The 13,595-nt window shown below is 38.7% G+C and carries 11 protein-coding genes; 10 read left to right on the top strand and 1 reads right to left on the bottom strand.

Annotation, left to right across the window (positions count from 1 at the left end; translation table 11 throughout):
* Positions 1-2 precede the first annotated feature (2 nt).
* The gene (locus H514_RS0105685) at positions 3-1,619 is read left to right on the top strand and encodes a BCCT family transporter (RefSeq protein WP_027446096.1); all 1,617 of its coding nucleotides are present in this window, start codon (positions 3-5) and stop codon (positions 1,617-1,619) included.
* 373 nt (positions 1,620-1,992) lie between these two features.
* Here H514_RS0105685 and prli42 read toward each other — a convergent pair whose 3' ends face one another.
* Positions 1,993-2,142 carry a stressosome-associated protein Prli42 gene (gene prli42, locus H514_RS24590; protein WP_154657334.1) on the bottom strand — a complete coding sequence of 50 codons (150 nt, stop codon included), beginning with the start codon at positions 2,140-2,142 and terminating at the stop codon, positions 1,993-1,995.
* Positions 2,143-2,342: 200 nt separating this feature from the next.
* On the opposite strand from prli42, the gene H514_RS0105670 reads away from it, so the two are divergent.
* From H514_RS0105670 to H514_RS0105625, 9 genes are all read left to right on the top strand, one after another.
* Positions 2,343-3,995: an acyl-CoA mutase large subunit family protein gene (locus H514_RS0105670; protein ID WP_027446094.1), complete on the top strand. Its 1,653-nt coding sequence runs from the start codon at positions 2,343-2,345 to the stop codon at positions 3,993-3,995.
* 16 nt (positions 3,996-4,011) lie between these two features.
* The gene (mce, locus tag H514_RS0105665; RefSeq protein ID WP_027446093.1) at positions 4,012-4,836 is read left to right on the top strand and encodes a methylmalonyl-CoA epimerase; all 825 of its coding nucleotides are present in this window, start codon (positions 4,012-4,014) and stop codon (positions 4,834-4,836) included.
* Positions 4,836-6,383 carry an acyl-CoA carboxylase subunit beta gene (locus H514_RS0105660; RefSeq protein WP_081672940.1) on the top strand — a complete coding sequence of 516 codons (1,548 nt, stop codon included), beginning with the start codon at positions 4,836-4,838 and terminating at the stop codon, positions 6,381-6,383. Before mce ends, H514_RS0105660 begins: the two co-directional genes overlap by 1 nt.
* Before the next feature lie 108 nt (positions 6,384-6,491).
* Positions 6,492-7,619 carry a M20/M25/M40 family metallo-hydrolase gene (locus H514_RS0105655; protein ID WP_027446091.1) on the top strand — a complete coding sequence of 376 codons (1,128 nt, stop codon included), beginning with the start codon at positions 6,492-6,494 and terminating at the stop codon, positions 7,617-7,619.
* Positions 7,620-7,809: 190 nt separating this feature from the next.
* Positions 7,810-8,397, top strand: coding sequence for a hypothetical protein (locus H514_RS0105650; RefSeq protein WP_027446090.1), 588 nt, complete (start codon positions 7,810-7,812; stop codon positions 8,395-8,397).
* Positions 8,398-8,411: 14 nt separating this feature from the next.
* Positions 8,412-8,621 (top strand): hypothetical protein, encoded by a 210-nt coding sequence (locus H514_RS0105645; protein ID WP_027446089.1) that lies wholly within the window; start codon positions 8,412-8,414, stop codon positions 8,619-8,621.
* A 236-nt stretch (positions 8,622-8,857) separates the two neighbouring features.
* Positions 8,858-10,108: a DNA polymerase IV gene (locus H514_RS0105640; protein ID WP_027446088.1), complete on the top strand. Its 1,251-nt coding sequence runs from the start codon at positions 8,858-8,860 to the stop codon at positions 10,106-10,108.
* 167 nt (positions 10,109-10,275) lie between these two features.
* Positions 10,276-10,977, top strand: a complete 702-nt coding sequence (locus H514_RS0105630) for an ABC transporter ATP-binding protein (RefSeq protein WP_027446086.1) — start codon at positions 10,276-10,278, stop codon at positions 10,975-10,977.
* Complete coding sequence (locus H514_RS0105625; RefSeq protein WP_027446085.1) at positions 10,974-13,250, top strand: ABC transporter permease; 2,277 nt, start codon at positions 10,974-10,976, stop codon at positions 13,248-13,250. Before H514_RS0105630 ends, H514_RS0105625 begins: the two co-directional genes overlap by 4 nt.
* Positions 13,251-13,595: the final 345 nt, after the last annotated feature.

The raw sequence follows: 13,595 nt of genomic DNA, 5'->3' as shown, positions 1-13,595 counted from the left end.
AGATGAAAACGAAATTAATTGATTGGCCCACGTTTATAGGGGCATTTTTCTTACTACTAGCTGTTACAGTTCCACTAATTATTTTCCCAGAAGCGGGTGGGGAAGCTGTATTAGCTGCGAAAGATTACATGACAAAAAATTTCGGCGTTATCTTTATGATTGTAGGTTTAGGAATCTTTCTATTCCTGATCTACGTAGCATTTAGTAAAAATGGACATATTAAATTAGGCGACAAAGATGAAAAACAAGAGTTTAGCACCTTTTCTTGGGCAGCAATGTTATTCTGTGCTGGAATTGGATCAAGTATTTTATATTGGGGAACGATTGAATGGGCATACTATTATCAATCTCCACCTTGGGGTATGGAAGCAGGATCAAAAGAAGCGATTCAATGGGCAAGTGCTTATGGCATTTTCCACTGGGGTCCAATTGCTTGGGCGATCTACACACTTCCAGCTCTTCCGATAGCGTATTTCTACTATGTTCGTAAAAAGCACGTGTTAAAAATTAGTGAAGCTTGCCGTCCACTGATTGGTAAAAGAGCAGATGGCCCAATCGGAACACTAATTGATGTATTGTTTATGTTCGGTTTAATGGGTGGTGCAGGGACAACTCTAGCACTTGGAACTCCAATGATTGCACAAGGTATCTCGCAGTTAACTGGAATTGAAGTTACAATCGGATTAAAAACTGCTATTCTAGTAATCTGTACAGTTATTTTCGCGGTTAGTGCATATACTGGTTTGAAAAAAGGAATTAAGATCCTAAGTGACGTGAACTTATGGTTAGCCTTTTTCCTTCTAGCATTTGTGTTTGTATTTGGACCTACAAGATTTATTGCAGAAACAACGACAAATAGTATTGGTTTATTAATGGATAATTTCTTCCACATGAGTACATGGACAGCACCTTTCTCAGGAATGAGCCCATTCGCTGAAACGTCTTTCCCTGAATCATGGACAGTATTCTACTGGGCATGGTGGCTTGTATATGCACCATTTGTAGGACTGTTTATCGCTAAAATTTCTCGCGGACGTACCATCCGTCAAATGATTTTAGGAACGATGATTTATGGAACATTAGGTAGTGTTCTTTTCTTCGGAGTTATTGGTAACTTCGGAATGTATATGCAAATGACAGGTCAGTTTGATGTTATTTCCGTTCTAAATAATCAAGGTGCACCATATGCGATTATGTCAATCATGAATCAGCTTCCAATGGCACCTGTTATGATTACGGTATTCACAGTTCTAGCGATTATTTTCTTAGCAACAACATTTGACTCCAGTTCCTACATTTTAGCTTCTGTTGTTCAAAAGCACGTAGAAGAAGAACCACTACGCTGGAACCGTTTATTCTGGGCATTCGCTCTGTGCTTACTTCCGTTAACATTGATGTTCCTTGGTGGACTTGGAACCCTTCAAACGGCAAGTATCGTAGGAGGATTCCCATTACTCATCATTATGATTATGCTAGCTTGGTCGTTTATGAAAGCTTCCAATGCAGATATCAAAGCATCTGATGAATATACAACTAAAACGATTATTCTCGATCCTACAAAAACTCTTGGTCATCAAAAGAAAAAACAACAGGAAAAGAAAGAAGAAGAAGCAAGTTAAACTTATGACCCCCTACATTTATATAAAGAAAAACAAGGCTGCACTTTTTGGGTGCAGCCTTGTTTTGTGGATAGAGTTCGTTTGGCTTGGTAGTTTTCCCTTGGGTAGGAGCAGTAATCCCTCGGGTAGAAGCAGGAATCCCTCGGGTAGGAGCATGAATCCCTCGGGTAGGAGCAGGAATCCCTCGGGTAGAAGCAGGAATCCCTCGGGTAGGAGCATGAATCCCACGGGAAGGAGAGATAATCCCTCGGGTAGGAACATAAATCCCTCGAGTAAGCTCAAGAATCCCTCGCATCCCAACTAGGGACTTAACAGAATTTAAAAAAGGACACCTGCCATGCAGTGTGTCCTTTCATATTTCATCTATCATTTCTTATAAGAACATGGACGCGCCAGCTAACAGGGATGTTAAAAGCATAGAAATGATCATAAGATAAATAATCACTTTTTGACGCTTTTCACGTTTGGATGGCTTACGCTCTGCAAGTTGCTCTGTCTGTTTCTTCGCAGTTTTTGATGCCATGTAGTCGTCCTCCTTCGTACGAAGTGCTACTCACATTTTAACCTGAATTTTCAAAATGGACAAGGCTATGTCTGAAAATGATGTATCAAACTATCCATCAATTCATGATACAATAAGATTGTCTGAAAATTGAAAGGGTTTTCTTATAGGTTTATAGAAATATATAGGATTAGGGACGAATCGTAGAAGGAGGAGTAGCCATGAGTTCAACATTTCATGACAAAAAAGAACAATGGAAAAAGGAAGCAGATAAAGTTACAGAACGATTTCCTGAACGAAAAGACACATTCGAAACGAGCTCTCACATTGAGATCGATCGTTTATATACGCCTGAAAAAATCGATGAAGAATATGTCGAAAAATCAGGATTTCCTGGGCAATTCCCTTACACAAGGGGGATCCAGCCAACGATGTACCGTAGTCGCTATTGGACAATGAGGCAATACGCAGGCTTTGGTTCAGCGAAAGAAACGAATGAGCGATTCCGTTATTTACTGGAGCAAGGACAAACAGGTTTGTCAGTTGCATTCGACCTACCAACTCAAATTGGGTATGACTCAGATGATCCGATGGCTGAAGGGGAAGTTGGGAAAGTTGGCGTTGCTATTGACTCATTAGCTGATATGGAAACGTTATTTGATCAGATTCCACTAGATAAGGTTTCTACTTCTATGACCATTAATGCACCTGCATCCGTTCTCCTTTGTATGTATATAGCCGTGGGAGAGAAGCAAGGTGTTTCAAAAGACAAGCTAACTGGAACTATTCAAAATGATATTTTAAAAGAATACATTGCCCGTGGGACATACATTTACCCACCAAAACCATCGATGAGAATTATTACGGATATCTTTAGCTATTGTTATGAGGAAGTTCCTCGGTTTAATACCATTAGTATTTCCGGCTATCACATTCGAGAGGCAGGAGCTACAGCAGTTCAGGAGCTTGCTTTTACAATTGCGAATGGCATGGCTTATGTTGATGCAGCTCTTAAATCAGGGCTTGAGGTTGATCAGTTTGCCCCTCGTCTAGCATTTTTCTTTAATGCACATAACCAGTTCTTTGAAGAAGTGGCGAAGTTTAGAGCGGCTCGTCGTATTTGGGCAAAAATCATGAAGGATCACTATAAAGCTGAGAATCCGAAGAGTTGGAAATTACGTTTCCATACCCAAACAGGTGGTTCAACACTTACAGCTCAGCAACCTGATAACAATATTGTTCGAGTGGCCATTCAAGCACTTTCTGCTGTAATGGGAGGAACGCAAAGCTTACACACGAACTCTCGTGATGAAGCCTTAGCGTTACCAACTGAGGAATCTGCACGTATTGCGTTACGTACGCAACAAATTATTGCGAACGAAAGTGGCGTGGCAGATACGGTAGATCCATTAGGTGGGTCTTATTATGTAGAGCATTTAACGGACAAAATGGAAGAAGAGGTTAACCAGTACTTAGAACAGATTCGTGACTTAGGTGGCGCAGTTCAAGCTGTTGAAGAAGGATTTATGCAGCGAGAGATACACCATGCAGCCTATGAAGCACAGAAAAACATTGAAAATGGGGATGACATCATCGTTGGAATGAACCAGTTCCAAATTGATGAAGAGGTTAACCCTGAGCTGTTACGTGTGGATGAAACACTGGAGAAAAATCAAATTCAGAAAACAGAGGACATCCGCAATACACGAGACCAGGCTAAAGTTGAACAAGCGCTCGATCAGATTAAACAAGCATCACATGATGAACATACAAACTTAATGCCGCTTATTTTAGAGGCTGTGAAAGCATATGCAACAGTCGGTGAGATCTGCAACGTGCTTCGTAAAGAATATGGAGAATATACAGGCATGTAGGGAAAGGAGTTTAACTATGAATCGAAAAATACGTGTACTAATCGCAAAACCAGGACTTGATGGACATGATCGCGGTGCACTCGTCATTGCTCAAGCATTGCGAGATCATGGGATGGAGGTAATTTACACGGGCCTTCGTCAATCACCAGGTCAAATCGTTCAAGCTGCAATTCAAGAGGATGTTGATGTTATTGGGTTATCCTCTTTATCCGGAGCTCATAATTCTTTATTTCCTAAGGTCGTCGAACTATTAAAAGAAAATCAGGCAGAAGATATCCCTGTTATTGGTGGAGGCGTTATCCCTTATGAGGATATCCCACCTTTAGAAAATGGCGGTGTAAATAAAATTTTTACACCAGGAAGTCCAACTGAAGAAATTGCAAAATATATTAAGAGGTTAATAGATCCTGAAGCATCATCTAGTCTAGAACCTCCTGAAAAAATTGCTCATATTGGTATTGCAGTGAGCAACATTGAACATGCATTACCGTTTTATACAAATACACTAGGGCTTCGATTACAAAATGTTGAGGAAGTGGAGTCAGAAGGTGTGAAAGTAGCCTTTATTCAATTAGGGGAGACTCAACTTGAATTACTAGAACCAACTCATGAGGATTCTCCAATCGCTAAGTATATTGCAAAGCGAGGGGAGGGCATCCATCATATTGCTCTTGAAGTGAAAGATATTCATGAGCGTCTTCGTCAGTACAAGGAAGATGGAATCGACCTTATTCACGAAGAGGCAAAAGCAGGAGCGCACAACTCTCAAGTAGCTTTCTTACATCCAAAAGCGGCAAATGGCGTGTTATTTGAACTTTGTCAGCATGAGGAGGGTGAATAATGGATATTTTTGATAAGATTAATGAACTTTATGATAAACGAAGAAACGTTGAATTAGGCGGTGGTGATGACCGCATTGAAAAGCAACATGAGAAAGGAAAAATGACTGCGCGTGAACGTATCGATTACCTGCTTGATGATGGGACATTTGTGGAATTAAACGCGTTTATGGAGCATCGTAATACGGACTTCGGAATGGAAGGAAAAGAAGCTCCTGGAGAAGGTGTCGTAACAGGTTTTGGTAAAATAAACGGAGAAGATGTATATCTTTTCGCACAGGACTTTACTGTGTTTGGTGGAGCACTGGGAGAGATGCACGCGAAAAAGATTGCAGCTGTTATGGATTTAGCGGCTGAAAATGGTACGCCTTTCATTGGATTAAATGATTCTGGTGGAGCCCGCATACAAGAAGGGGTGTCTTCACTTGATGGATACGGTCAGGTATTTTATCGTAACTCGATCTATTCTGGTGTAATTCCTCAGATTTCTGTCATCATGGGACCTTGTGCCGGTGGAGCAGTTTACTCCCCTGCCATTACAGACTTTGTCATTATGGTGGAAGAAACCTCACAAATGTTCATCACTGGACCAAAAGTTATCGAAACGGTTACTGGTGAACAGATAAGCTCTGAAGGGTTAGGAGGAGCTCAAGTTCACAACAGTAAAAGTGGGAACGCACATCTAAAAGCATCTTCAGAGGAAGAAGCCTTAGACCAAGTTCGGGATCTTATTAAGTACCTTCCTGCGAATAATCAGGAGCAACCGAAACAAATTGAAATGGATGATGAGGATCACTATCGTCCTGACTTAACTGATTTAATTCCTTTTGATCCGATCCGCCCTTATGATGTTCGTACGGTCTTAGATCAAGTAGTTGATGATGGTTCATTTTTTGAAATCCATCCAGACTTTGCGAAAAACATCGTAGTTGGTTTTGCACGGCTAAAAGGAAAAACAGTAGGGTTAGTCTGTAATCAACCCAAGTTTATGGCTGGTGGCTTAGACATTGATTCCTCTGATAAGGCATCTCGTTTTATCCGTTTCTGCGATTCATTTAACATCCCATTAATTACTTTTGAGGATGTCACAGGGTTCTTCCCAGGTGTTAAACAGGAACATGGTGGTATTATCCGTCATGGTGCCAAAATTCTATATGCATACTCTGAAGCGACCGTTCCGAAAATTACAGTGATTACTCGAAAAGCATACGGTGGAGCATATGTTGCCTTGAATAGTAAATCTATTGGAGCGGATCTTGTGTATGCATGGCCAAATGCTGAGATCGCTGTCATGGGCCCTGAAGGAGCAGCAAATATTATTTTTGCTAAGGATATTCAAAACAGTGAAGATCCAGAAGCAACCCGCCAGGAAAAAATTGATGAATATCGTGAAAAGTTTGCGAATCCTTATGTTGCAGCTGGATTAGGCATGGTGGATGACGTGATCGATCCAAGAGAAACGCGTATTTCTCTTATTCAGGCGTTAGATATGTTAAAGAATAAAAAAGAAGAACGACCGAAGAAGAAACACGGAAATATCCCTCTGTAAAGGGTTGTGTTTGACACGTGAAAGGCGTTCCGCTAACGTACTAATAGAGCGTGTTTTCTAAAGGCAACGCACATGAGTATGTGTTTTACATATGAAGGAGGAAAAGACATGCCAAGCATTAATCGAGATAGACTAATCGAAGAATTTCTAGAACTTGTTCAAATTGATTCCGAAACAGGGGATGAGGCAGAGATTGCTAAAGTCCTTACCAAAAAATTCACTGACCTGGGTGTTGAGGTTACAGAAGATGATACCAAAGAAGAAACCGGCCATGGTGCAGGGAACTTAATTTGTAATCTTAAAGGAACAAAAGAAGGTGTAGATACTATCTACTTCACATCCCATATGGATACAGTTCTACCTGGTAAAGGTGTGAAACCTTCTATCGAGAATGATTATATCGTTACGGATGGGACAACCATTCTTGGTGCAGATGATAAAGCTGGTGTAGCTGGCATTTTAGAAGCGATTCGTTCCCTTAAAGAAAATAATTTCGAACATGGAGATATCCAGTTCATTATTACAGTTGGAGAAGAGTCTAGCTTAGTAGGGGCGAAAGCGCTTGATCCAAAATACTTAAAAGCTAAATACGGTTATGCCATTGATAGTGATGGACTAGTTGGTAACATCGTTGTAGCAGCTCCAACACAAGCTAGAATCAATGCCGTCATTAAAGGCAAAACAGCTCATGCTGGTGTTGCTCCTGAAAAAGGTATCTCGGCTATTACATTAGCTTCTAAAGCAATTTCGAAAATGCCATTAGGACGCATTGATGATGAAACGACTGCAAATATTGGACGCTTTGAAGGTGGACAAAAGACGAACATTGTATGCGATCATGTGGAAATCCTAGCTGAGGCAAGATCTCTAGTCCCTGAGAAAATGGAGGAACAAGTAGAGAAGATGCGCAAAGCATTCAAAGAAACTGCTGAGGAAATGGGTGGAAGTGTTGATATTGACGTTCAGGTCATGTATCCAGGTTTTAAGCATGAAGCAGGCGAACAGGTTGTTGAAGTTGCGAAAAAAGCAGCTGAGAAAATTGGCCGTTCTAGCGAGCTTTTAACAAGTGGTGGAGGAAGTGATGCCAACATCATTGCTGGTCACGGAATTCCTACTGTTAACCTTTGTGTCGGTTATGAAGAGATTCACACAACCAATGAACGTATGCCACTTTCTGAATTAGAAAAAACAGCAGAAATGATCTTAGCGATTATAGATGAAGCAGCGAATGCATAATAAGATGCGCATGAGGTAATGAACCTCATGCGTTTTTTCATTTTCTTAGTATAATGTACCTCTTTTATCTATCTTTTTCCCTATGAATTCAATGAAAGATATAATCCAAATGTATGTTTTTTGTAAAATATATTGAAAATTCAAAATAATGGATATATTCTAGTAGTAGTATATAGAGAAGGGTGATGATATGGAGAGGATTATTTCTTTAGTCGAATTGTGGGACATGTTTGAAGTCGCGATTTTGGTTAGTTTGGTAGGAGCTTTGATTGGGCATTACAAACGTAACGCATGTATTTTGTTGCCGATTATTAGTATTGATTATCGCTTTGATGGTTTTAAAGAGCTTCATCTGTCGTCTCATGGCCCTATCATGAAAGGGGTATTATGGGGATTTACGACCCTGAAAGCTGCCGTGTTATTTTTCTTGTTTTTATTAGGATTTCGTTTTGGAGAAAATAAAGAGACAGATCCAATCCTTTTTGAGTTAGGGGTGCTTGGAGATTTATTAATTGGTGCTGGAGCTGGAGTGATTGCCAAAAGTACAATCTCGTTAACAGGAACAGAAAATCCTTTATCGGTTATTGTTACATCACTTTTAGCGGGATTTGCCGGTTTATCTTATATTCAAAAGTTTCAACAGCAATCCTTAGATAATGCAACGATTGAATATCAAGAGAAACTAGATCGAACTGAGGAATATGGTGAAAGCACACAGCATACAAGCCCTTCTAATGAAGTAGCGGCTACCCATGAGAAGAAATCATATAAAGAATAAGGAAGAGGTTTTGTATGAAAGTATTGGTATCAAGTAAAGAGAAATGGCAATTAGAACAACATCTTGAGGTTTTGAACAATCCTTATGAGTCCATTGCCAAACGCAGGCTTGCCAAAAGCAAGTTTGATTTAATATATAATCGTGCAGCTACACGGTCCTATGTGTGTACCCAAACGCAAAGTAAGGGTAAAAAGCTTGCACAATTGAATGAAGGGGAGCATTAGAAGCCTCCATCACATTGATATACAACTGTGATGGAGGTTTTCTATTTGTTCTTCAAGGATAGGATGTAGCTTGTCACACGAATATATACAATATATGTTATAATACCATATAGAACTTATGTTCCACCTTAAGAGTAAATAAAATTTTAGCTAAGCGCAACTAAGCCTCTGTCTGCGCCTAGAAGGCTTGCCAATCGGCAAGTTTTCTTTAGAAGATTGAAGAAGGGTGTAGCAGTATGTCGAAATACTATCCGAAAAAGGGACGCGTGATTTTTCACGTTGATATGAACAGTTTCTATGCTTCTGTGGAAATGACACGTAATCCAGAATTAAAAGGAAAGCCTCTTGCTATAGCGGGGAATCCTGAGGAACGAAAAGGAATTGTCGTTACAAGTAGCTATGAAGCTCGAGCTAAAGGTGTTAAAACTACGATGCCTTTATGGGAAGCTAGGCGTTTATGTCCTGAGTTAATTGTTATGCGTCCAAACTTTGAGCATTATCGTGAAGCTTCTCGTGAGATTTTTTCTATTCTGTCTGACATTACACCCTATGTTCAACCTGTATCAATTGATGAAGGATACATGGATATTACAGAATGCGAGGATAAAGGAACACCTTTAGAGATCGCGGAACAGATTCAACAAACCATTTTAGATAGATTAGAGTTACCTTGTTCTATTGGAATTGCCCCAAATAAATTTTTAGCAAAAATGGCCTCTGATATGAAAAAGCCCATGGGGATTACCGTTTTACGGAAAAGAGATATTTCACATAAACTTTGGCCCATGGAGATTGGGGAAATGTATGGTGTGGGGCAAAAGACAGCTGAAAAATTACAATCGATTGAGATCAGTACAATTGGTGACTTAGCTAAAGCCGATGTCATGCAACTGAAAAGCTTACTTGGTATTAATGGAGAGCGTCTAAAAAACCGGGCTAACGGAGAAGATAACCGCCCTGTTGATCCAGATGCCGTATCAGAATTTAAGAGTATTGGAAACTCGCAAACATTACCGCATGATACAACAGATGAACAAGAGATCCAACGCTTGATTCGGCGACTCTCGCAAAAAGTTGCGGATCGGATGGAACGAAAAGAAGTTTATGCTCAAAATCTCCAAATCATGATTCGTTACCACGACCGGAAAACCATTACAAGAAGTAAACAACTGCCTGATTATATTCATCAAGTAGATGATATTTATGATTATGCTATGAGGTTATTAGAAGAGCATTGGAATCAGGACCCTATCCGTTTATTAGGTGTAACCGCTCAGGACTTAATCGAAAAACAAGATGCAGCAATGCAGTTGAACTTGTTCACTTATGAAGAAGAAGCGAAACATGAAAAACTCTATTCGACAATTGATCAACTCACTGAAAAATATGGTTCAAATCCTTTTAAAAAATTGAAAACTCCCCATAACAGTAAGGCACCAACGACAAGTTTTCAAAAGGATTTCTTGGATGATTATAAAAAAAATTAAACGAAAGAGCATGCAGAAAGCATCGCTCTTTTTTTATGGATTTTTTGAAATAATAGATGTTATATATTTCAAAAATATGTTGTGTTCTGAAAATCCTTATAGTACTATGATAATAGAAAATGAAACATTTAGAATTATATATTTCAAAAAATATTGGAGATGAGCGTATGAGTATTGTTTTATCAAACGTAAACAAAATTTATCAAAGTGGTGAAGTCAATGTTCATGCATTAAAAGAAGCATCCATTGAAATTCCAAACAAAAAGATTGTTGCCATTTTAGGACCATCGGGGTCTGGAAAATCAACGCTACTCAATGTAATTGGGGGAATTGATCGCCATGACAGTGGGTCGGTTCAAGTAGATGATCATCAATTAGATAAAATGAAAGACAAAGACTTAACTGAATACCGCCGTCATTCTTTAGGGTTTATTTTTCAACAGTATAACCTGATCCCAACGCTTACCGTAGAAGAAAATGTTGAAGTGGGGAGACAATTAAGTCAAAACCCTTTAGACATGAAAGAGATCTTAGAAAAAGTAGGAATGTGGGATAAGAAAGATAAATTCCCTCATCAGTTAAGTGGAGGAGAACAACAGCGTGTTGCTATTGCAAGAGCGCTTATTAAAAATCCAAGGGTGCTTCTGTGTGATGAACCTACAGGAGCATTAGACGAAGAGACAGGAAAGAATATATTGAAATTACTACAGTTTGTAAACGAGACTTATGGAACAACTGTATGCATTATCACGCATAATAATGGAATTGGAGAAATGGCGCATAAAGTCATACGCATGAAGAGCGGGGAGATTACTGAACACTTTTATAATGAAGCGCCTGTTGATCCTGAGAAGGTGAACTGGGTATGATTTTACGAAAAAGTATTCTACGTCATATAAAAGAGAAAAAGTTTCAGTATTTCGGCGTTATCGTTTTGTTACTTATATCAATCATGCTATTTGTGTCCATGTCGATGGCCATTTCAACATTAGATACACGTAATCAGCAATTTAAAGAATCCTATCATCAAGAAGACTTTCATTTTATTGTGAGCGAATCGATTCATCAAGATCAACTCTCGACCTGGGAACAAAACTTTGAGATAGACCTTGAGAAACGCTCGTACACGGATGTTGATTACAAGTCAGAAGACACAACACTTCGCGTATTCTCTTTAACAGAGGACATCAATAAACCTTATATCTCAGAGGGTGATTTACCTAATAAACAAGGAGAAATAGCTGTTTCTCCACCTTTTGCTAAGGCACACGATATAAGTGTGGGGGATACAGTCGAAGTGAATAACCAGAATCTTAGGGTTACAGGCTTTATGTATCTGCCTGATTATATTTATATTTTGGAAAGAGTAAGTGACCTGGTGAATGATCCTAAGTCATTTGGGCTTGCCATTACAGGAGAAGACACATTAACTAATCTTTCGAGTAGATCCGTATCTCAAGTGATCGGGCAAGGAAATAGTGAGGAAGAAGTTGCTTCATTTAAGGATCATGTAGTAGATAATTATTCTTTATTAAGATGGATGAATGCTGATGAAAATCCTCGTATAGAATTTGTGGAATCAGAAATTGAGAGTTCCGAGGCGGTTATAACGACTCTCCCTTTATTTATCTTAGTTTTATCAGTCATGATGGTATTAATGATCTTGAAGCGGCAACTTGAAATGCAGCGTAAAGAAATTGGTACGTTAATGGCTTTAGGGTATCGAAAAAAAGAATTAATGCGTCACTACCTATCACATGCAGGTGTAATCGGAATCATTGGGAGCATTTTAGGTCTACTTGCAGGAGCAGGTTTATCTATTCCTATTACAAACCTTTATTCTGAATACTATAACCTTCCTAGTATCTCTTATTTTGATTGGGATATGATGGTTTTAGTCATTGGATTCATTGTCCCTAATGTCGTTTTACTGATTATGACTTATTTTGTAATACGTAAACCATTGAAACAATCGCCACTCGATTTGTTATCTCCTAAGGATGTCTCCAAAGGAAAGAAGTCGATGTTGGAACGGTTACCATTCTTTAAAAAAGGAAGCTTTATATCACGCTTTCGATTACGTTTGTTGGTAAGGAAGAAAACACGAGCGGTCTATATTTTTATTGGCGTCATGTTCTCTACCATTCTATTAATTTTTGGTTTTGTCACGTATAACTCTATGGATGATATCGTTGAGACCACTTATAAAAAGATTTTCACCTATGACTATGGGGTGTATTACAATAAGCTTCAGCAAGGTGATCTTGAAGAGGGAGCAAGTCCTTTCACAAATGCTGAAATTCAAGTACAGCAATTGAACGACAAAGAGGATATATCGATTGATCAGAAAGTTTCCATATATGGTTTTGAACCAGGGACCGATCAAATCCAACTTCTAAATGACGAGGAACACCTATTAAATGATAAAGCTGAAAGTGGTTTTGTCGTCAGTCAACCATTAGCATCTGTTTTGGGACTAGAACTAGGTGATGAACTGACGATCGGAAATGCATATAACGATAAAACCATCACAAAAGAAGTGAAGGGCGTGGCGAATGTCTATATTGGTTTTTCAGTATATTTCCAATTAAATGAGGTGAACTCATTTTTAGGGTATCCAGAAGGCGTATATACTGCGAAATGGACAAATGTCGAACCTACAGAATCAGAGCAAATCTTATATGTTGAAAATAAAAAGGACGCTATCGAAAACTTTGAATCCACATCACAATTAACTCGGTATTCTGTAATGGGGATCGCTGGATTTGCTTTCTTAATTGGTGTCATTGTCCTTACCTTAATAACCAATCTTATCGTTGAAGAGAATTCTCCTTCTATCTCGTTGTTAAAAGTAATGGGATATAAAGATAATGAAATTTCAAAGATGGTTTTAAATGTCTTTACACCAATTGTCTTGTTCTCTTATGTAGTGTCAGTGCCTATAGCTTATTATAGTATTGATGGAATGATGACTTCACTGGTAGAGCAAACAGGATTCTCGCTTCCAGTTAACTTAAGCTGGTTTATGATTGTCCTTGGATTTGTGATCATTATGGTTACGTATTTCGTGTCGTTATGGATTTCGAAACGTAAGTTGAAGAACGTATCGTTACAAGAAGCGTTGAAGAAGCAGCAGGATTAATATCTGGAGTTAAGGTTTTTAGAAATGAGAATATAACACTTATTTGTAGGACGAAATCCATTGCGATTTCGTCCTTTTCTTTACATGTGAAGTGTGCGTAATCACTCATCAATAGGCTGACCAGTTAATTCATGTGACAAGCAAAAATGATTGGAATGCTTGTATTCGAAATAATTTTAAAAAAGCTTTTCTTATGGAAACATAAAGTTATTGAAAGTATGAGTGTTGTTTGAAATAATTGGAATTATTGTGATGTGTACCACTTTTATAGGACACGATTTGTAATAAAAATTATACTGTGGAAAACAAGTACAAGAGGTTAGTAAAAGTAATAAAGAAAGATTA

This window comes from Pontibacillus marinus BH030004 = DSM 16465, assembly GCF_000425225.1.
GTDB lineage: Bacteria > Bacillota > Bacilli > Bacillales > BH030062 > Pontibacillus > Pontibacillus marinus.
The sequence above is the reverse complement of the archived record's forward strand: the minus strand, read 5'-3'. Positions and strand labels throughout refer to the sequence as shown.